Here is a 20,871-nt window from a genome sequence, read left to right on the forward strand (position 1 = left end):
AAGCTGTTGCGCGCGGCGACGGACATCAACGCGGGTGAGGGGATGGCCTGAGGGGGAATTCAGTCCAGCGGCTGGGTTTCGCTGTCCGGGCGCGCAAGGCTGAAGCAATCCGCCGTCCTGCAATATATCCCCGCGCCCCCCATGCGGGCAATCGGACGATGGGATTCGAGATCAATTTTGACCGTCTCTGAATCGATCAGCAACGTGTCCTGGACATAGAGCGCCAAAATATCTCCTAAGACGATTTTTTGGCGCGTTCCGCTCGGTATTATTTGCATCAATTGACATTCAAGTCGGACAGGCGATCGCGCGATGCCGGGCACGCCGTTGGCGGAGGCCGGGGCCATCTCGACGGCGGCCAGGTCTGCTTCGCTTTCGGCATAGGGCAGATCGGTTGCGGTCTGGTTCATCCGTGCCGCCAGTGCTTCGGTCACCAGATTAACCGTAAAGCGCCCGGTTTCGGTGATGTTGCGAACCGTATCTTTGAGCGGTTTTTCGGGATGTTCCAGAATGCCGAGTGCGACCAGTGCCGGGTCATGGCCCATCACATTGAAGAAACTGTAGGGGGCAAGATTGACGACCCCCTCGGGCGAGAGGGTGGAAACCCATGCAATCGGGCGCGGCACTACGAGCGACGACAGAAGTTTATAGCGTTTGCGCGCCTCGAGGGACGTCATATCGTAGTGCATGGGAAAGCCTCTCTCGAACGGCGACTGCCCTGACGTGGGACAGGGCAGCGCGGGGTTTTGTGGGGATGTCTTATTGCGTTGCTGTGCGCTCTGCGGCGTCGAGAAGCACCGCGAGAATTTCGGCGGTTTTGGGGTCTTCGTTCAACAGTTCGAGCACGGAGATGCGCATTTCGGCCAGAAGGGCATCACGCTCGTCTTTCGGCAGATAGTGAACGGTGCCCCCCATTTCTTCCCAAGTTTTATAGGCGTTGGCCTGATCTTCCAGAACATAGTCGTAAAGCTCTGGCTCAAGCGCTGTTGCCTCTTCACGCAGCACGGTTTGCAGGTCTTCCGGCAGAGTGTCCCACCAGATCTTGCTGACCATCATGACCTCGCCCATCACGCCGTCTTCGGTGGCGGTGATGTGTTTCACGATGTCGTAGAGTTTGAGCGAGGTGAAGGCGGGCGGGGAGCTTTTCATGCCGTCCACGGTGCCTTGCTGCAACGCTGTGGCGACCTCGCTGAAGTCGATGGGCACTGCGGTGGCGCCCATCAGCTCGACGCCTTTGCGCTCGACTTTCGAGGCGAGAACGCGAAGTTTCTTGCCGTTGAAGGCCGCAAGCGTATCGCCGGGAAAGGCGGTCGCGAAGGCTGTGTTGCCGTAGATATATGTGCCGAGACCGACGAGGCCCTTGTCGGTGCCGAGGTTCAGGAAGGTCTCGCGAAAGGTCGGGTCGCTGAACACGCGTTGGGCGTGGCGGGCGTCTTCGAAAATTGCGGGCAGGTCGGTGACCTGAAAGCGCGAGTCGACGCCCACGAGATAGGCGGCGGGGCCGGTGTAAAATTCGACCGTGCCGAATTGCAGGCCCTCGATCATACGGGCGTTCGAGCCAAGCTGTGCGGCGGGGTAGAGCTCGGTTTTGATCCGGCCTTCGGAACGGTCTTCGACACGTGCGGCAAAGCGTTTGATGGCTTCGGTCTGGACATCATTCACCGTGGCGGTGGCCAGTTTCATAGTGAACTCTTGCGCGAAGGCCGGGGTGGTGCCGAGGGTGGCGAGCAGGAGGCAGGTGCCTGCGGCTTTGACCATGTTGCGTCGGTTGGGTCGGAAAAGGGACATGAGAGAGCTCCATTTGAGGGTCAAGGGGAAGAGGGTCAGAACAAAAGTTGTGGCAGCGAGATTGCTGGCACATAGGTGATCAGGATCAGCGCCAGCGTTTGCAGGATGATGAAGGGCACGAGGCCCGCACTGATGCGCGAAATCGGTGCGCCGAACAGGGCATTGGACGTGAAGATGTTCAGGCCGAAGGGCGGTGTGAACATGCCGATGCTCAGGTTCACTGCCATGATGACGCCAAAGTGGACGAGGTTCACATCGAGATGCGTGACCACGGGGACCAGCAGGGGGGTCAAAAGGACGATCGCGGAAACCGGGTCCATTAGGCAGCCGACGATGAGCAGGAAGACGTTGATGGTCAGGAGGACGACCCAGGGCTCGCTTGAGGCGGCTTCGACGAAATTGACCAGCGTTTGCGGTACGCCGCTGGTCGTGAGGACCCAGGAGAACACTCCGGAGGCCGCGACGACGAGCAGGATTTGTGCGGTCAGATGCGCGGAACTGAGCACAACGCTCCAAATCTCGCGCCAGGTGATTTCACGATAGAAGAACCGCGCCACCAGAACGCCGTAGACGCCCGCCACGCCCGCCGATTCCGTTGGGGAAAAGATGCCGGAGTAGATGCCGCCGAGAATGACGACCGGAGTGCCGAGCGCGGGCAGGGCCGAGAGAAAGAGCCACAGGGCTTCGCCTTTGTGTGCCCTGTTGACGCCCACCGGTTTCATCTTGCGCGACACCCAGAGGATGTAGCCGACAATGACGAGGCCGAGCAGCAGGGCGGGCAGAATCCCGGCGGCAAAGAGCGCGGTGACGGATTGCTCGGAAGAGGCCGCGTAGAGGATCATCAGGATGCTGGGAGGCATGACGCTTGCGATGCCACCGGCGGAGGTGATGAGACCGAGCGAAAACTTTTCGCTATAGCCGCCTTCGCGCAGGCTCGGGTACATCAGCCGCCCGATGGCGGCGACGGTGGCGGGACTTGAACCGGAGACCGCGCCGAAAAACTCGCTGGCGCCGATGGCGGTCATCGGGCGGGCGGATTTCAGCCCGCCGCAGAGCATCAGGATGCAGTTGACGATGCGCCGCGAGACGCCACCGCGTGACATGATCTCACCTGCGAAGATGAAGAACGGCACGGAGAGCAGGGCGAATTTGTCGAGGCCACCGAACATGATCTGCGGCACCATGGTGGCGGGAACGCTCATCTGGGTCATGACGGCGACGCTCGCGGTGGTGAGCAAGACGAGATAGATCGGCAGGCCGACGATCAGCAACAAAAGCGGCAGGCCGGCGAGAATAGCGATGAGTGTCATTTGGAACCTGCCAGTGCATCCTGGACTTCGACGGGTTCGGATGCGGTGAGGAGTTGCTCGGAGGCGAGCAGCGAGAGGCTGCGCACGATGCCGCCGAGGCAAGCCAGAACGAAGGCCGCGAAGATCGAGCCGTTGACGTATTGCTTGGGGATTTCGGCCACGTTGGTCAGCTGGGAAAACCGGGCGACCAGTTCGACGACGAGATAGGCGTTATAGGCAAAATATCCGCAGAGGATCGCGCCTGCGGCGGAGAGGACAAAGGCGACCCAGCGGAATGCGGTCCGCGGCAAAAGCGGTTTGATAATTTCGGCGGAAAGATGTTCCCCATGCAGGGTCAGCCGATAGGACATCAGGCAGACCGACCAGATGATCAGCAGGGTTGTGACCTCTTCGGCCCAGAAGATCGGGCTGTGAAACAGATATCGCCCCGCAACATTGGCGGCGTTGATCACAAGGGCGGCGGCAAAGGCGCCCCCGGAGAGCAAGTCGAGCAGTTGGGTGAAAACGTCGGACAGGCGTTGCATCGTTTTTCCTTATCCATCGGCTTTGGTATAGGTGACTGGCGCGCGGGGCGTCGTATTCACCCGCAGTTCGAAAACATCAGGGCGGGCGTAGTGCCCGACGGCGTCGAAATCGAGTTTGCCCCGTGTCACCGCGTCCAGATCGATCTCGGCCACCAGAATGCCCTCTTCGTCGAACAGCGGCCCGGCGAGGACATTGCCCAAGGGGTCAAGGATCACGCTGCCGCCGCGCATCATGAGGCGGTCGGGATCGGTGCGGGCAAAAACGTAGTCATCGGGGAAATCCTTTTCGCGCAGCACCTGACAGCTCGAAAACACGAAGGTGCGGCCTTCGAGGGCGATGTGTTTCATCGTCGCTTGCCAGCTGTCCCGATCATCGGCGGTGGGCGCGCAATATAGGGTGATGCCCTGACCGTACATGGCCATGCGCATCATCGGCATGTAGTTTTCCCAACAGATGACAGCCCCGAGATTGCCGATGTCGGTGGCGAAGGTGGGCAGGGTCGAACCATCGCCAAAGCCCCAGACCAGACGCTCGGCGCCGGTTGGCATCAGCTTGCGATGTTTGCCCAGAAGCGTGCCGTCGGGACCGAAGAAGACGACTGTGCAATAGAGCGTGCCCGCCTCGCGTTCGATAACGCCCATGACGAGGTAAAGCCCGGCTGCTGCGGCCGCCTGGCCCAGACGCTCCGTCTCGGCGCCGGGGATTTCAATGGCACTGTCGGCATAGCGCCGGAACTCTTCGCGGCCCGCATCTGTGCGCACACCGACGGAGATCTCGTAGCTCTGCTCCTTGGGGTAGGCGGAAATATAAGCTTCGGGGAAGACGGCGAGGCGACAGCCCTGCGCGCCGACCTGGGCGATCAGTGCCTCCGCCTTGGCGAGGCTGGCCTCGATATCGAATGGCACGGCGCCTGCCTGAATCACTGCCGCTTTGAAAGTCATCGGTTACCTCGATTAGTCGAATGTTTTAGACACATGTGTTTTGTGTGAATTTTACGCTCCCCTGTCAATTAAGCCTTAGTAATTCGGTTTTTTCAGGAATTTTTGGCGGAAAAGTGAGCTAAAATTTCTTGTTATGATTATTTATTGATCTAATTAATTAGAATCACGAATTCCTGTCGGAAGTTTTCGACAGAAAAGGAGACTCACTCTGTCGAGTATTTTCGACAGGTAAGATTCCCTTGTGCCCGTTCTGAAGCCGCATTATTTTGCTGAGTTAGAGGTTTGAGGGCTGTCTGATGTATGATTTTCAAAGCAAATTGTCGAAGCTTGGCATCAGCGGTACACTCTACCGGTTGTATGTGGCGGCGATCGAATTGGGCGAGGCGCCGATTTCCGATGTGGCCACGCGCGCAGGTCTGGTGCGCACCACGGCCTATGATGCCCTGTCGCGTCTGGAGGAAGAGGGCCTCGTTGCCATCGTGAAAAGCGGGAACAAGCGGATTGTCGTTGCCGAGGACCCCTCAGTCCTGCTGGAGCGGATCGAGGCTCGCAAACAGATGCTCAACGAGGTGATGCCGGAACTGAGATCGCTCTACAATCGCGCGAAGGGCAAGCCCCGTATTCGGTATTACGAAGGGCGCGAGGGCATTTTGATCGCGCTGAAAGACACTTTGAGCATCAAGGGAACGGAGCCGACCTTGCTCGGCATTTTGTCGATGGATGAGTTGCGCGATGTTCCGGGGCTTGAGGAGATGGAGAATTTCATCGCAGCGCGTAAGGAAAAGGGGATCTGGCTCCGGGTGATCCGGTCACGCACGAAAGATGTCGCCTCGATCTGGCCATCGGATTCCGGCGATCTCCGCCATCTCCGCTTTGCGCCTGAGAATGTCCTCTTGTCGATGACGACATTCATTTATGACGACAAGGTCTGCCTGATTTCGTCGATGCGCGAAAACTACGGGATGATCATCGAAAGCGTGGAATTCGCGACAATGCAGCGGCAGTTGTTTGAAGCGCTGTGGATGACATCGTCGGAGACGTGACGCATTGGGCACGGGCGGTTCAGGCGGGCACCCAGTGCTATTTCAGGACCGCGAGGGCCAATAGCCCGTCGGGAAAGGTCATGATCCTGTCGACGGTGCCCTGTTCGGCGACGGCCCCGCGCATCGCACGGGGCCGTCACGGTCTTGAGGGGCGGCTCAGCCATCGTTCTGAGCGTCGCTCAATTGCGTTACATCACGCCGGTGCTTGGACGAGAATCTTGACCTGAGATTTTTCCGCCACGAGGGCTTCGAACCCCTGATCGACGATCTCGTCGATGGAGATGCGCTTGGTCACCAGCTTGTCGGCGCTGAAATAGCCCTGGGTCATAAGCTCCATCACCGCCGGATAGATGTTGCGATAGGCGATGGTGCCCAGAAGCTGGCGCTCCTTCAGCACGGCGGTGTTGGGCTGGAACGCGGCATCGCCTTCCCAGATCGAAACGATCAGGGTCTGGCCCTCGTGCCTTGTGCTGTCGATGCATTGCGGCAGAACGCGCGGCACTCCGGTCACTTCGAAGGCCACGTTGACGCCGCCGGTGGCCGCGCGGATCGTCTCCACCGGATCGGTCGACATCGGGTCGATGGCGCTGGTCGCGCCCAGTTCCAACGCCTTTTCGCGGCGCTCGGGCGAGGGTTCGACCACATGGATCTGGGCCGCACCGGCGACGCGCAGCGCCTCGACGACCAAGAGACCGATCGGGCCAGCCCCAAAGACCGCGGCGGTGTCGCCTGCCTTGATCTTGGACATGCGTACCGCGTGGAGCGCGACGGCCGCCGGTTCGACCAGCGCGCCTTGCTCCATCGACAAGGCGTCCGGCATTTTGTGCACCATGCCTGCGGGCACGACCGAGAACGCGGCAAAGCCACCATGGCCGCCCGAAAGGCCGACAAAGCCGAGACTGTCACAGAGATTGTATTTGCCCTCATGACAGGCGGGGCAGGTGCCACAGGCAAAGATCGGTTCGATGGCAACCCGGTCGCCAACCGCAAACCCGGTCACACCCGCGCCCAATTCGGTGATTTCGCCACAATATTCGTGGCCCATGGTGATCGGTGCCTTGTCGTGGCTGAGCGGATGCTCTTCGTCCACGGGGACGAAAATCGGCCCGGCGAGATATTCGTGCAGGTCGCTGCCGCAAATTCCGGTCCAGGCCACCTTGATCTTGATCTCGCCCGCTGCCGGGGACGGTTCGGGGATGTCTTCGACGCGGATATCTTTGACGCCATGCCAGCGTGCTGCTTTCATTGTGGTTCTCCTTAGGTTCGTAAAGTCTGCGCCCGGGCCGGGAAGAAAGCCCGGGCGCACGATGCGCATCACGACAGGTGATGCACCTCCTGAAGGCCGTAAACAGGGGTCTCGAGCCCCTCCAGACGGGCTTTCAATTGCAGGGCGAGGTAGAGCGAATAGTGGCGCGACTGGTGCAGGTTGCCGCCCATGAACCAAAGGTGCTCCTGTTGGGTCGGTTTCCACATGTTGCGCTGTTCGCCTTCCCAGGGGCCGGGGTCCTTGGTAGTGTCGGAGCCGAGGCCCCAGACCTTGCCGATCTTATCCGCGACCTCCGGGCTGATCAAATCCGCGGCCCAGCCGTTCATCGATCCGAACCCGGTGGCCAGCACCACCAGATCGGCGGGCAGGCGGGTGCCGTCGGTCAAAACGACCGCGTCTTCCTCGAAATGATCGACGCCGCCTTTGGCGAGTTTGACCTCTCCGTCGATGATCAACTGGCTGGCGCCCACGTCGATGTAATAGCCGGAGCCGCGCCGCAGGTATTTCATGAACAGGCCCGACCCGTCATCGCCCCAGTCGAGATCGAAGCCGGCCTTTTCCAGCCCTTTGTAGAACTCCGCGTCGCGTTCGCGCATCTGGTCGTAGAGCGGGATCTGGAATTCATGCATGATCTTGTAGGGCAGGGAGGCAAAGATCATGTCGGCCTTTTCGGTTGTCACCCCGTTGGCGATCGCCTCTTCGGAATAAAGCGCACCGAGGCCGATCTCCATCAGACTGTCGGAGCGCACGATATGGGTCGAAGAGCGTTGGACCATCGTCACATCGGCATCGCCCTCCCAAAGCGCGGCACAGATGTCATGCGCGGAGTTGTTCGAGCCGATGACGACGACCTTTTTCCCGGCCCAGTCATCGGGTCCCTCATGCTGCGAGGAATGCTGGATCGTCCCCTTGAAGCGCTCCATGCCGGGAAATTGCGGCATGTTCGGTTTGCCCGACATGCCCGTGGCGAGCACAAGCTGGGTGGGGCGCAGCGTGACCTCTTCGCCGTCGCGGTTGACCTTGACCTCCCAAGTGCCGGAGGCTTCGTCATAGCTCGCTTTCTGGACTTCGGAGCGGGTCCAGTAATTGATCTCCATGACCTTGGTGTACATCTCCAGCCAGTCGCCGACCTTGTCTTTGGGCGTGAACACCGGCCAGTTGTCGGGGAACTTGATGTAGGGCAGGTGGTCGTACCAGATCGGATCGTGCAGGCAGAGCGACTTGTAGCGCGAGCGCCATTGGTCGCCGGGGCGGTCATGTTTGTCCAGCACGATGGCCGGAACGCCCAATTGACGCAGCCGTGCACCAAGCGCGATGCCGCCCTGACCACCGCCGATGATGACGACATAGGGCTGGGTGCCATAGCCCAGATCGGCCTCCTCCGCCTCGCGGCGTTCTTTCCATGAACTGCGGTTCTTTTTGGCGCCGTGCTCTGCGCCCATCGGGCGGCGTTTGCCCCGGTTTTCCTCGAACCCCTTGAGCTCTTGCAGAGCGGTCAGCAACGTCCAGATCCGACCGTCGCGCATCCGCATCAACCCCCAACCACGCCCGGTCGCGGTTTCGAATGTGAGCCAGGCCGTGATGACGCCGCCCTCCTCGGCGGGCATCTCGCCTGACTGAATCTCGAACTTGCCCGGACGGGTGTGGTCAAGCTGGCTGCGCAGCATATCCGCCACGCCCTCGGGGCCTTCGACCGTCTTCAGGTTCCAACTGACCGCAACGAGATCGCGCCAATAGCTGTCGGTCGCGAACAGCCCCGCGGCGCGGTCGATATCGCCGCCCTCCAATGCGGCGTTCAGGCTGTCCAGAAGCTCCTGGGTCTGGGTTGTGGTTGAACTGTCGAGCATCGCAACTCCTCCTCTGTGCGTGTGTCCAGAAGAAGTATGGGGCGCTGAAATTGCGGCGATCTATGTTCGCGACGGCCATGGATGACAGAAAATCAACCGTTGCAGCGCAGCATGTTGCGCGCGCAACGCCTGCGCAACATCTCACTCGGGCTGGTGCAACCCGGCGGCCCGCATCCGGCGCAGGATGGTCGAGCGGTTGACCCCGAAGCGGCGCGCGGCGCGGGCCATGTTCCAATCGCAGGCGACCAGAACCTGCTCCAGCGAGTCCCATGGGGTTGTCGACGCGGGCGGCCCGCCGGTAGGTTCGGCCACGACCGGATGGGGCAGATCGGGCAGGTCGATCACCGTGCCGACGCAGAGCGCGGCGGCGGTGTCGAGCACCTGTTCAAGTTCACGGATGTTGCCAGGCCAGGTGCGCCCCATCAGTTCGGCCCGCGCCGAGGGCGACAGACGGATCGTTTCGGCGGTGTGGCGCCGCAGATGGCGCGACATCAGCCAGTCGAGATCGCGCCGCATCCGGAGCGGTGGCACGGTGAGATTGCAGCCCGCCAATCGATGAAACAGCGTACGGGGCAGGGGGATGCGGGCCGGATCGAGACAGCTTGTCGACAGCGTGCGCAGATCGGGCCTGCGGTCGAGCAATCCGCTCAGGGCGATGGCGGTCTCCTCGCTCAACTCCTCGATCCGGCGCAGCAGAAGCGTCGTCAGGCTCACCGAGTCGAGACAGAGATCGGCGATGTCCTCGGGACGTAGTGTGGCGCATTCGAGGCTTATGAACCCTTGCGCCTTGCTCATCATATGGATCGCGCGGGCGAGTTTGGTTTTGCCGGTGCCGGTCTCGCCGGTGATCAAAAGCGGTACGGTGGAGGGGGCCAGCCGTTCGGCCTGCCCCAAAAGACGCGCCATGTTCGGGTCGCCACCGGTCAGCCCGGCCAGCGCACCTCCGAGTGTTCCGAGCAATGCCCCTTTCTGTGCCCCGTTCTGTCGTGCCCCGTGGCGGGTCTGATGCGGCGCTTTGGGCGCGATGGCATGGCCGAACAGCGCTCCGCCGTCACGCATCTCGATTACCCGCTCTTCGGTGGGACGGTCGCGCATCAGATCCGGCAGATCATCGACGCTCACGCTCAGAACCTCGTCGATCCGGCGCCCGAGAATCTGCCCCGTTTCGGGGAACAATTGGCGCGCCGCGCGGGTATAGCCCAGCACCCGTCCCGAGCCGTCCAGCCGCACGGCGGCCTCCGGGTCGACGTCTAGGAATTCCGGGCTGGACGACAGGCGCAACACCCAGTCGCGCGGGCTTTCGGCCATCAGATTGGCCATCTCGACGCGGCGCGCGGCGGAGGTGACGAGGCTCATCGCCAGATTCTGACTGCTTTTGGGGGTGGGAGAGCGCAGAAGTGAAATGTCGAGCACGGCGGCCAATTGTCCGAGACTGTCAAAGATCGGCGCGGCCGTGCAGGACAGCGCCACATGGGCATTGCCGAAATGGTCGTCCTGATGCACGGTCACCGGCTCTTGCGTGACGATACAGGCACCGACGCCGCAAGTTCCGGCGAGATCCTCAGACCAGTTCGATCCGAGATAAAGCCCGGCGCTGCGCAGGTTCTCGGTGAACAGGTCGTCGCCGAAGTAATCGACGCAGACACCCTCGGCATTTGTCAGCAGCAGCACGTAGTTTTGGCCGGCGACCTGACGAAACAGAGATTGCAGCCCTGAGCGTGCCGCCGCGATCATCCATTCGGCCTGCTTGCGGTGATCGCGCAACTCGGTCTCTGTGACGATATGCGCCGGATCGGTGCGCATCGGGTCCATGCCATAGACCTCGACACAGCGCCGCCAGGAGGCCGAGACAATACTGTCCCGCCCGGTCTGGCCGCCCTCGAGCACCTGCCCGATCTCTTCGACATGGCGTGCGTGTTTCATGGCTTTTATCATGACGCGCCTTGCGTGGCGCGTCGCCTCCCGGCGAGAGTGTAGCACATGATGCGCGCAAACCCAGAGGGGACAATGGTCGAAGATGCCGTGCTATGCGGGCCGGATTTGCGAGGGGAAAGGATATGCGCGGCATTGCCAACTTGTTTGCACGCGGCTGACGGCGGCTTGGCATGCGTCTGTCAGGCGGTCATTTCTAGAGCGTAACCGTCCTAGCGCCTGTATTTCTCAGGCGGCCCTCGTTGCCAGCCATCACAATCCGATCCTGAAAACCTTCGCTGACCGCCTGCGCGCCGTGGGAAAGCCACACAAGGTTGTCATCACAGCCGTCGCACGCGAGCTCGTCACGAGTGCGAACGCGCCGACCCATTCCGGCGTTGCGGGGGGCTCGGCACCCTCTTTGGGGTGGGGGATGCTTCAGGGGGGTGCGGGAGAAGCAGATCGATCTTGAGGTTTTATCAAGTTTGAACTGATCAGCTTCGCCAACCTGCGACCCTTCGGGGTTCTGCGCCATGTCAGGAATATGATTTGGTCAAACGTGCTGGGGAGGGGCATGATGCGATGATTTTCGACGGCTGTCGCGTGGAGCGGCAAAATGCTGTTTGCCGTCCCGGAATGGGTCATGTTCACAATAATCGGCAGAGAGTCGATTTCGACGAGGGACGTGAGGCTGCGCCAATCCTGCCCGGCATAGGTGTCGAGAAACTGCTCTGCCCGTTGGCGCAGACCGCTGCGTCTGGACTGCAAGACGAGAGGTTGCCGTTTCAAAGCCTGCCGTAGCTCTGCCTGATTGCGGTAATCTTCGGGCAGATGAAGACCGGCCATGGCGACGCTGCCGCGTAGCACGGGCGTTTGTGAGTAGGTCGGATCATTCAGCGCGGCATCCAGTAGGATGCAATCGAAGCGCCCGGTATCGAGACCGATCAGAAGATCCTCTGCGAGCGTGGAGGCGATGGAGACGCGAAGACCGTGTTGGATGTGCATTTCCCGGTTCAATCCGGCCAAAAATGTGGCCAGTTCTCCAAAGGGGGTGGCGGGGATGATGGAGCCCAAAATATAGCGCCGTGAAATTTGGCTGTGTTGCGGTTCGGACACGTGCAACAATGCGCGCCATTCGGCCTCAAGCTGACCGGTCAGGTTGACCAGTCTCAGCCCATCGGGCGTCGGATCTATCCCTTTGGGACCGCGCAGAACCAGCTTGGTCTCAAGCGTGCGCTCCAGGAGGCTGATTTGCCGTGTCAGCTGCGGTTGTGCCAGATTCATCTGTTCCGCGGCGCGGCGAATGGAGCCGACACGCAGCGCTTCGGACAGGCGAAACAGCGCGGCGAAACTGATGGAGTTCTCCGGCACGAGATCCGCCTCGCATGTCAGGATCTGACGGCACAGGGCCGCGAGGCGCGCGATGGCGGGGGCGCGACGTTGCGCGTCGATCGTCAGGGAAATGCCGTCCTCTCCACGTCGGACCAGCGGAAAGCCCAGATCGTCTTCGAGACGGGTCAAGGACGCGCCGATGCTGGAAATCGGCTGGCCGCTGGCGCGGGAGGCGGCGCGTATGCCGCCATGCCGCAAGGCAAGGTCCGCCAAAATGATCGTGGAGCTTCTCATGTCTTTGCGTATCCCGTGTCCATATTTTGACATATGCCATAAAAAAATATCCGGCGCTATGCTGATCGAAAGAGATGACAGGGACGGGGTCAGGGCCGGTGTTTCAGACACGGCAGGGCCCGGTGAAAGGAGACGGAATGTCGGATTTCGATGTGGTTCTGACGGGGCATGTCGTCCTGTGCGACCGGGAAGTGGAGAACGGGTTTGTGGCCGTCCGCGAGGGCAAAATCGCACTTCTGGGCGAAGGTTCGGCTCCCTCTGCGCGTGAACGCCACGATCTCGGCGCGGCGATGATCCTGCCCGGTGCCGTCGATGCCCAGGTGCATTCCCTGTCGCAAAAAGGCGCCGAGGGCTTTGCCGCATCGACTGCCGCCGCTGCGGCAGGCGGGGTCACGACCATCGTGGATATGCCCTATGACGAGGGCAATCTCGTCTGCTCGGCCGGGGCCGTCCGCCTCAAGGCCGAGGAGGTCGAAGCCGAGGCGCGTGTGGATGTGGCGCTCTACGGTACGATTGACCCGACAGAGGGCCCGGCGCGGATCGCGGAACAGGCCGAGGCCGGTGTCTGCGGTTTCAAATTCTCGACCTTCGGCACCGATCCCAAACGTTTCCCGCGCATCTCTCCGGCGCTGTTGATGGCCTGTTTCAAAGAGGTCGCGAAAACCGGATTGGCGGCGGGTGTGCACAACGAGGACGACGCCTTCGTGCGCGAGGCGATTGCCGCCGTCGAGGCCGCCGGTATCACCGATTGGCGCGCCCATGGCCTGTCGCGCCCGCCGATGACGGAACTTCTGGCGGCGCTGCAAATCTATGAAACCGGCGCAGCCACCGGATGCCCGGCGCATGTGGTGCATTGCTCGCTCGGCCGCGGCTATGAGATCGCCAAACGCTATCGCGACGAGGGGCATCATGCCACGGTCGAATGCTGTATCCATTACCTGACGCTCGACGAGGAAAACGATGTCGCCCGGCTGGGTGGCAAGGCCAAGATCAATCCGCCGATCCGGCCACGCGAAGAGGTGGAGCGGCTCTGGCGACACGTTGCGGCGGGCAATATCTCCATGGTCTCGACCGATCATGTGAGCTGGTCTGAGGACCGGAAAACCGATCCGGAGATGTTGAAAAACGCCTCTGGGGTGCCGGGGCTGGAAGTGATGATCCCGCTCTTTGTCAAAGGCGCGCTGGCGCGGGGAATTCCCCTGACCTGGGCCGCGCGGCTTTTGGCCGAGAACCCGGCACGTCATTTCCGCATTGACCACGCCAAGGGCGGTCTCGCCGTGGGCCGAGATGCCGATCTGACGGTGTTGGAGCCGGTTGCGAAAACCTATGACGCGGGCGCCAGCACCGTCTCGGTTGCGGGCTGGTCGCCCTATGACGGGATGGAGCTGCCGTGGACGACGGCGGGCACATGGCTGCGCGGGGCGCAGGTGTTCGACGGCATGACGGTTCTGGCCCAGCCCGGCAATGGCGCATTCCTGCGACCCGAGCGTCCGCTCGGTCTGCGCAAGGCGGTGCACACATGAGCAATCTGCACGTTCGCACCGACCGGATCGACGCCGATCTGACGGCACTGTCACTGATCACGGACCCGGATCGCCCCTGGACACGTCGCGCCTTTTCGCCGCGTTTCGACGAGGGTCGCAATTGGTTGGCCGCGCGTTTCGCAGAGGCCGGTCTGACGGTCACGACGGATGCCGGGGGCAACCTGATCGGGACGCGGAAGGGCACAGAAAGCCTTGGCACGATCATGCTGGGGTCGCATTCCGACACAGTGCCGGACGGTGGCCGTTTTGACGGGGTTGCAGGTGTCATTGTGGCGCTGGAAGTGGCCCGAAGCCTGGCGGAACGTGGGATCGAGCTGCGGCACGATCTGGCGGTCACGGATTTTCTGGCGGAGGAGGTCTCTGTCTTTGGCGTCTCCTGTATCGGATCGCGCGCTATGGCGGGGGTGTTGCCCGACAGTTGGAGGCCGTTGCAGCATGAGGGCCGGTCGCTCGATCAGGCGATGCGCGATGTCGGCGGCGACCCGGCCTCGATTATAGCGCGCAGCGACATCCGCGCCTTTCTCGAACTGCATATCGAGCAGGGTCCGGTGCTGGAAAGCTCCGGCACGGATATTGGACTGGTCACCACGATTGCCGGCATCACCCGTGTGGAGGTGATCCTCACGGGCCGTCCGGATCACGCCGGAACGACACCGATGGGGCATCGCGCGGATGCGCTCGTGGCGGCCTCCGGGCTGATCGCCGCGATTGATGCCGAAGCCACGACACGCAGCGGGCAGGGGTCGCATTTCACCGCGACCGTTGGCGAATTCTCCATCGAGCCGGGAGCGGCGAATGTGGTGCCCGGGCAGGTGCGGATGTTGATTGATGCGCGGTCTGAGGAGCGCGCAGAGATGCTCGGGTTTCTCGACTGGTTGGACAGGTCCACACGGAGTTTGCCGGAGGGGATTTCCGCTGAAGTGACGCGGCTCTCCGACAACCCGCCGACGGGAATGGATCCTGCGCTTGTCGATCACCTCGAAAGCGCCTCGGCGCGGGTCGGTGCCTCTGCCAAGCGCATGGTGTCGGGCGCCGGGCATGATGCGGCTTTCATGGCGCGGATCGCGCCTGCGGCCATGGTGTTCGTGCCCTGTCTCGGCGGGCGCTCGCATTGCCCAGAAGAATGGGCGGAGGCTGCCGATATTGCCCTGGGGGCGGAGGTCTTGGCGGAAACCGTCATTGCCGTGGATCAGAGTTAAGGAAGGAACGGAAATGCGTCGTATTTTGACAGAAAAAGACGTCGAACCCGCTGTGCGCGGTGGTTCGGTCTATGCCGCCGGAGGCGGGGGCTGGGCTGATCACGGGCGCCAGTTGGGCTATGCTGCCGTCGGGGCAGGGCAACCGGAACTCGTCAGCATCGACGAGTTGAATGAGGACGACTGGGTCGCGACCGCGGCCGCGATCGGCGCACCGGCCTCGACGACGCCCTGGGAAATGCGCGGTGTGGATTACATCAAGGCGGTCGAGCTTTTGAACGAGGCACTTGGCACGCCCGTGGCCGGGTTGATGGTCGGGCAGAACGGCAAAAGCTCCACGCTCAATGGCTGGCTTCCGGCCTCCATTCTCGGGTGCAAGGTGATCGACGCCGTGGGCGACATTCGGGCGCATCCGACGGGCGACATGGGCTCCATCGGCATGGCCGGATCGGACGAGCAGATGATCCAAACCGCCGTCGGCGGCAACCGCGAGCAGAATCGCTACATCGAATTGGTCACCCGGGGTGCGACGGCCAAGGTCTCGCCGATCCTGCGCACGGCCTCCGATATGTCGGGCGGTTTCATCGCCTCGGCGCGCAACCCTTTGCGGGCGAGCTATGTGGCGCGCAACGCTGCGCTTGGCGGGATCTCGATGGCGCTCGATCTCGGGCACGCGATCCTTGCCGCCGAACCGAAAGGCGCGACCGCCGTCATCGACGCCATTGTCGAAAAGACGCAAGGCACGATCCTGATCGAGGGCAAGATCACGGCCAAGAATGTGCGCTACACGAATGAGGCCTTCGACATCGGCACCGTCACGGTGGGGCAGGGCGATCATGCGATGACGCTGCATGTGATGAACGAATATATGGCCGTCGACGATGCTGGCGGGGCGCGTCTTGCCAGTTTCCCGGATGTGATCACCACGCTGTCGAGCGAGGCCGAGCCGCTCTCTGTCGGTCAGCTGGAGGTGGGCATGACGGTGCATGTGCTGCATGTGTCGCGTCAGGTGATCCCGTTGGGCGCCGGGGTGTTGGACCCGGCCGTTTACCCGCCGGTCGAACGGGCCATGGGGATCGAATTGGCGCGCTATGTTCTGGAGGGCCACAATGCCTAAGGAAAACCCACGTCATCCCGATTTCCCGATCCCCGGCGGGCCCGAACGGCGGGCAAAGACCTGGCGGGCAGAGGCGCTTTTGCGGCTTATGGAGAATGTTCTGGCGGTTGGCGAAGCCCCGGAAAAACTCATCGTCTATGCGGCCCTTGGCCGGGCGGCCCGCAACTGGCCGGCGCATGATGCCATCGTCAGAACGCTCTGCGAGATGGAGGAAGATCAGACGCTGGTGATCCAGTCCGGCAAACCGGTGGGGCTTTTGCGCACACATAAGGCGGCGCCGATGGTGGTCATGGCGAATTGCAACATCGTGGGGCAATGGGCCAAGCCCGAAGTGTTCTATGAGTTCGAGCGCAAGGGATTGATCTGCTGGGGTGGCCTGACGGCGGGGGCCTGGCAATATATCGGCAGCCAGGGCGTCATCCAGGGCACCTATGAAATCTTCATGCGGATCGCGGAGCGTCGGTTCAACGGGTCTCTGGCCGGGCGGTTCATCCTGACCGCGGGTCTCGGCGGTATGGGCGGCGCACAGCCTCTGGCCGGGCGCATGGCGGGCGCAGCCATCCTCTGTCTCGATGTCGATGCGGAGCGGGCGAAAAAACGTCAGGAGATCGGTTTCCTCGACGAGATCGCCCCGGACCTCGACACCGCTCTGGCAATGATCAAGGCGGCGACCGAGGAAGGCCGCGCCGTTTCGGTGGCGCTGGTCGCGAATGCGGCCGAGGTCTATCCCGAGATTCTGGCGCGTGGGATCATCCCCGACATCGTGAGCGATCAGACCTCCGCGCATGATCTGGTCTACGGCTATGTGCCGGAGGGCTATGACCTCGCCCGCGTGCAGCGGCTGCGGGATCAAAACCCGGAGGAGCTGATCGAAGCCGGGCGCGCAAGTATCGCGCATCAGGTGACGGCGATGCTCGGGTTTCAAAAGGCGGGCGCCGAAGTCTTTGACAACGGCAACCTGATCCGCACGCAGGCCAAGGCCGCCGGGATCGAGGACGCCTTCGATATTCCGATTTTCACCGAAGCCTATCTGCGCCCGCTGTTTGCGCGTGCGATCGGTCCGTTCCGCTGGATGGCGCTTTCGGGCGAAGAAAGCGACATTGCAAAGATCGACGACGTTTTGCTGGACATGTTCCCGGAGAATAAGATCGTCACCAACTGGATCAAACTGGCGCGCGCACATGTGCCCTTCGAGGGTCTTCCCGCCCGCATCGCCTGGCTCGGGCATGGCGAACGCACGGCTTTGGCGCGTCGGGTGAACGACATGGTGGCCGCCGGAGATCTGGCCGGACCCGTCGCCTTTTCCCGCGATCACCTCGATGCCGGGGGCATGGCCCATCCGAACATCATGACGGAAGGGATGCGGGACGGGTCAGACGCGATTGCCGACTGGCCGTTGCTCGATGCGATGACGCTGTGTTCTTCGGGGGCCGATCTGGTTGCGATCCATTCGGGTGGCGGCGGTTATGCCGGGTTCATGACCTCTGCGGGCGTGACCGTGGTGGCGGATGGCACCGAAGAGGCCGATACCCGGATCGACCTGTCTTTGACCAATGATACCGCGCTAGGCGTGATCCGATATGCCGATGCCGGTTACCCGGAAGCGCTCGATGAGGCGCGGGTCGGAAAGGTCGGTCACATCGCTCTCTGACCGATCCTGCCGGGAGCGACAGATATGTGGCTCCCGGCCACTTGAAAAAACTTTAAAGATCTCTCCAACAACAGGGAAAACATCATGAAACCACTGAAATCACTTCTGGCTGCGACCGCCTTTCTGGCTGCTCCGGCCTTTGCGCAGGAGACCGTGACGCTCAAATATTCGTCCTTCCTTCCGGCGACGACGGTCAACAACGCCTTGTCAGCCCCCGCTTTGGCGGCACGTCTGGACGAACTGACGGAGGGTGCTTTGAAGGTCGAACTCTATCCCGGCGGCTCTCTGGTCTCGGGCGGTGAGGTGCAGTTGAAACTGGTGCTCGATGGCGTGGCCGATATTGCGGAAATTCCGCTGCCTTACACGCCGGGCCGGGTCACCGGGCTCGATGTGTTCGAACTGCCGAATATGGCGCAAAGCAATTCCGATGGCGCGCTGGCGAGCATTTCCCTGATCGAGCAAGGGGTGATCGGCGGTATGGACGATCTGATCGCTCTGGGTATGTTGCAATCCGGGCCCTACTACATCCACACCAAGGATGAGATCAGCAGCCTGGACGATCTGCGCGGCAAGAAACTGCGCGTTTCGGGCCAGACACAGGCCCAGATCGTCAGCCGTCTCGGCGCGGTGCCCGTCTCCAACATTCCGGCCACCGCGATGGCGGAAAACGTCAGCCGTGGGCTGATCGACGGTGCTTTGGTCGATACCGGGAACCTCTATAACTTCGGGGTCGGGGATCTGTTGACCTATCACGTCACCAACCTGCCGCTTGGCTCCTTTGCCGTGCTGTTCGGTCTGTCCAAGGCGAAATACGACACGCTGTCACCCGAGGCGCAGGCTGCGATCGATAGCGTGAAGGGGGAATGGTATACCTCCGTTCTGGGCGGAAATATGGATCAACAGACCCAGGACGTCGTGGCCCGGCTGGACGCGTCCGGAACGCACCATTTCGTCACCCTGAGCGATGACGATCTGGCACGGGCCGATAAGGTTCTGGCACAGGTTGTCGAAAAGTGGGTCGAGAAAGCGCCGGAAAACGCGGGCATTCTGGAGGCTGCGCGCGCGGCCCTTGGCCAGTAAGCCGCAAGAGGTGAGGTCATGCTAAAACTGGCAAATGCAATTGCCGTCATCGGCCTCACCGCCTTGCTGGCGGTGACGGGGCTGGTGTTGTTCGAGGTGGTGTTGCGGTCCGACGCCATGCTGGTGCTCAGAGGCGCATGGCCTTGGCTGGATGACGCCATCTTCGGGCTCGGTGTGGATGGGATCAGCGATCTCTACGCGCCGTTGGGCATCGTGGCCGTGGCGGCCTGTTTCCCGGCGATGATGTCGACGCGCTCCGCGATCACCGTGCGTTTCGTCACGCAAACCCTGCCCTGGCGGCTGCGTGAGGGGTTCGAGGCTTTGGGGGCCCTCTGTCTGATGACCATGTTTGCCCTCATGGGCTGGTGGGTCACCGGATACACGCTCGATCTCTGGCGCAGCGGTGAAACCACATGGCTTATGGAGCTGCCGCGTTGGCATGCCTGGGCGGTGGCCTGTTTCTGTCTTTGGGTGGCCGTGGGCATTCAGGCGGTTGTCAGCCTCAAACAAATTCTGCGGGTCTGCGCCAGTTGTGAACCGGAGCCTCTCCCGCAACCCATTTCTGATCTGGAGTAAGTCATGTCCCCCATTCTGATTGGAGGTCTCGGACTTCTGTGCCTTCTCGGCGTGATCCTTTTCAATGTGCCGATCGCAGCCGCCATGGCGCTGGTCGGGGTCATCGGCACTCTGGTGCTCGACCCGCTGGCCTCGGTGTTTTCGCTCTTCGGCACCTCGACCGTGCAAGCCCTGTCGTCTCAGGACCTGATCGTCATTCCGTTGTTCATCCTGATGGGCGGTTTCGCCATTGTCTCCGGCCTGTCGACGGAGATCTACCGGCTGGCCCATGCCTGGGGCGGTCATCTGCGCGGCGGTCTGGCGATCACCACCGTGGGGACCAGCGCGATCTTTGGTGCGATTTGCGGCTCCTCCGTGGCGACCACCGCAACCATGGTGCAGGTGGCCCTGCCGGAGATGCGACGCCGCGGCTATTCCGATGCGCTCATCGCCGGCTCCATCGCCGGGGGCGGCACATTGGGCTCGCTTATCCCGCCGTCGGTGATCATGGTCGTCTACGCGATCCTGACCCAGCAAAGCGTGCTCGATCTGTTTCGTGCGGCGGTCATTCCCGGGCTGGTGGCGATTGCGCTCTATTTCCTTGCCATCCGGCTGTTTCTGATGCGTCACCCGGGCGATGGCCAACCAGCGCCGCGCGCCAACTGGGGCGAACGGGTGCGTGCCACGACGCAGGCGCGGCTGACCCTGCTTGTCGCCGGTGTCATGCTGGGCGGGATTTACAGCGGCATCTTTACCGTCACGGAGGGGGCGGCCATCGGCGTCCTTCTGGTGCTGGCGGCGAGCCTGTTGCGCAAAAAACTGACGCGGGAAAACTTTGCCGCGACCCTCATTCGGGCGGCATCGAATATCGGCATGATCTACCTGATCCTGATCGGTGCGGAGATCTACAAGAGCTTCCTGACCCTGTCCGGTCTGCCAGCGGCCACCGTGGCCTGGGTCGGCGGGCTCGATCTTCCGCCGATGGTGATCATCTCGGTTGTGATCCTGCTCTATCTCGCTCTGGGCTGCGTGTTCGATGCGATGGCGGCGATGATCCTGACCATGCCTTTCGTCTTTCCGCTCGTGGTCGGCCAGCTCGGTTTCGATCCGGTGTGGTGGGGGATCATGAACGTGATGATCATCGAGATCGGGATGATCACGCCCCCCGTCGGGATCAATATTTTCGTGCTGAACGGCATGCGCCCCGACCTCGCGATCAAGGATATTTATCGCGGTATCACGCCCTTCGTGGCGGTCGATCTGATCCGCATCCTGATCTTTTTGCTGTTCCCCGGGCTGATGCTGGTTCTGGTGTAAAGGAGAGTGTGATGACACAGACGATCAACCGCCCACTGGAGGGGGTCCGCATCCTCGATTTCACCCGTGTGCTTTCCGGGCCGTTCTGCACCGCCATGCTGGCCGACATCGGCGCCGAGGTGATCAAGATCGAAAGCCCGACCGGTGACGATC

At 62.0% G+C, this 20,871-nt stretch carries 18 protein-coding genes; 9 read left to right on the plus strand and 9 right to left on the minus strand.

The window, feature by feature from the left end:
- Positions 1 to 59: 59 nt before the first annotated feature.
- The 5 genes from V1471_RS19810 to V1471_RS19830 all read right to left on the minus strand — a co-directional run bounded on the left by V1471_RS19810 (position 60) and on the right by V1471_RS19830 (position 4,564).
- Positions 60 to 689 carry a flavin reductase family protein gene (locus V1471_RS19810; protein ID WP_434291276.1) on the minus strand — a complete coding sequence of 210 codons (630 nt, stop codon included), beginning with the start codon at positions 687 to 689 and terminating at the stop codon, positions 60 to 62.
- A 70-nt stretch (positions 690 to 759) separates the two neighbouring features.
- The gene (locus V1471_RS19815; RefSeq protein WP_434291277.1) at positions 760 to 1,788 is read right to left on the minus strand and encodes a TRAP transporter substrate-binding protein; all 1,029 of its coding nucleotides are present in this window, start codon (positions 1,786 to 1,788) and stop codon (positions 760 to 762) included.
- A gap of 35 nt (positions 1,789 to 1,823) precedes the next feature.
- Positions 1,824 to 3,098 (minus strand): TRAP transporter large permease, encoded by a 1,275-nt coding sequence (locus tag V1471_RS19820; protein ID WP_434291279.1) that lies wholly within the window; start codon positions 3,096 to 3,098, stop codon positions 1,824 to 1,826.
- Complete coding sequence (locus tag V1471_RS19825; protein WP_434291280.1) at positions 3,095 to 3,622, minus strand: TRAP transporter small permease; 528 nt, start codon at positions 3,620 to 3,622, stop codon at positions 3,095 to 3,097. Before V1471_RS19825 ends, V1471_RS19820 begins: the two co-directional genes overlap by 4 nt.
- A gap of 9 nt (positions 3,623 to 3,631) precedes the next feature.
- Positions 3,632 to 4,564: a carbon-nitrogen hydrolase family protein gene (locus tag V1471_RS19830; RefSeq protein WP_434291282.1), complete on the minus strand. Its 933-nt coding sequence runs from the start codon at positions 4,562 to 4,564 to the stop codon at positions 3,632 to 3,634.
- Between the two features lie 296 nt (positions 4,565 to 4,860).
- Between V1471_RS19830 and V1471_RS19835 the strand changes: the two genes are divergently transcribed.
- Positions 4,861 to 5,607 carry a TrmB family transcriptional regulator gene (locus V1471_RS19835; RefSeq protein ID WP_434291284.1) on the plus strand — a complete coding sequence of 249 codons (747 nt, stop codon included), beginning with the start codon at positions 4,861 to 4,863 and terminating at the stop codon, positions 5,605 to 5,607.
- 193 nt (positions 5,608 to 5,800) lie between these two features.
- On the opposite strand, the gene V1471_RS19840 is transcribed toward V1471_RS19835, so the two are convergent.
- The 4 genes from V1471_RS19840 to V1471_RS19855 form a co-directional block, all read right to left on the minus strand.
- Complete coding sequence (locus V1471_RS19840; RefSeq protein ID WP_434291285.1) at positions 5,801 to 6,853, minus strand: 2,3-butanediol dehydrogenase; 1,053 nt, start codon at positions 6,851 to 6,853, stop codon at positions 5,801 to 5,803.
- 68 nt (positions 6,854 to 6,921) lie between these two features.
- On the minus strand, positions 6,922 to 8,721 hold the full coding sequence (locus V1471_RS19845) for an NAD(P)/FAD-dependent oxidoreductase (protein ID WP_434291287.1): 1,800 nt from the start codon (positions 8,719 to 8,721) through the stop codon (positions 6,922 to 6,924).
- Between the two features lie 141 nt (positions 8,722 to 8,862).
- On the minus strand, positions 8,863 to 10,644 hold the full coding sequence (locus V1471_RS19850) for a sigma-54-dependent Fis family transcriptional regulator (RefSeq protein WP_434291288.1): 1,782 nt from the start codon (positions 10,642 to 10,644) through the stop codon (positions 8,863 to 8,865).
- A 426-nt stretch (positions 10,645 to 11,070) separates the two neighbouring features.
- On the minus strand, positions 11,071 to 12,369 hold the full coding sequence (locus V1471_RS19855) for a LysR family transcriptional regulator (protein WP_434291290.1): 1,299 nt from the start codon (positions 12,367 to 12,369) through the stop codon (positions 11,071 to 11,073).
- 26 nt (positions 12,370 to 12,395) lie between these two features.
- On the opposite strand from V1471_RS19855, the gene V1471_RS19860 reads away from it, so the two are divergent.
- From V1471_RS19860 to V1471_RS19895, 8 genes are all read left to right on the plus strand, one after another.
- The gene (locus V1471_RS19860; RefSeq protein WP_434291292.1) at positions 12,396 to 13,781 is read left to right on the plus strand and encodes a dihydroorotase; all 1,386 of its coding nucleotides are present in this window, start codon (positions 12,396 to 12,398) and stop codon (positions 13,779 to 13,781) included.
- Entirely contained in the window at positions 13,778 to 15,001 is a 1,224-nt protein-coding gene (locus V1471_RS19865; protein WP_434291294.1) for a Zn-dependent hydrolase, read from the plus strand. The genes V1471_RS19860 and V1471_RS19865 overlap by 4 nt, the downstream gene beginning before the upstream one ends.
- Positions 15,002 to 15,014: 13 nt before the next feature.
- Positions 15,015 to 16,115, plus strand: coding sequence for a DUF917 domain-containing protein (locus V1471_RS19870; RefSeq protein WP_434291296.1), 1,101 nt, complete (start codon positions 15,015 to 15,017; stop codon positions 16,113 to 16,115).
- Positions 16,108 to 17,766 (plus strand): urocanate hydratase, encoded by a 1,659-nt coding sequence (locus tag V1471_RS19875; RefSeq protein ID WP_434291298.1) that lies wholly within the window; start codon positions 16,108 to 16,110, stop codon positions 17,764 to 17,766. Before V1471_RS19870 ends, V1471_RS19875 begins: the two co-directional genes overlap by 8 nt.
- 84 nt (positions 17,767 to 17,850) lie before the next feature.
- Positions 17,851 to 18,846, plus strand: a complete 996-nt coding sequence (gene dctP / locus V1471_RS19880; RefSeq protein WP_434291299.1) for a TRAP transporter substrate-binding protein DctP — start codon at positions 17,851 to 17,853, stop codon at positions 18,844 to 18,846.
- 18 nt (positions 18,847 to 18,864) lie between these two features.
- Complete coding sequence (locus V1471_RS19885) at positions 18,865 to 19,422, plus strand: TRAP transporter small permease (RefSeq protein WP_434291300.1); 558 nt, start codon at positions 18,865 to 18,867, stop codon at positions 19,420 to 19,422.
- Positions 19,423 to 19,425: 3 nt separating this feature from the next.
- A complete protein-coding gene (locus tag V1471_RS19890) occupies positions 19,426 to 20,718 on the plus strand; it encodes a TRAP transporter large permease (protein ID WP_434291302.1) in 1,293 nt (430 codons plus the stop codon).
- Positions 20,719 to 20,729: 11 nt separating this feature from the next.
- A partial coding sequence (locus V1471_RS19895) for a CoA transferase (protein ID WP_434291310.1) occupies positions 20,730 to 20,871 on the plus strand: 142 nt, incomplete at its 3' end.

Source organism: Celeribacter sp. SCSIO 80788, assembly GCF_051054295.1.
Classification (GTDB): Bacteria; Pseudomonadota; Alphaproteobacteria; order Rhodobacterales; family Rhodobacteraceae; genus Celeribacter.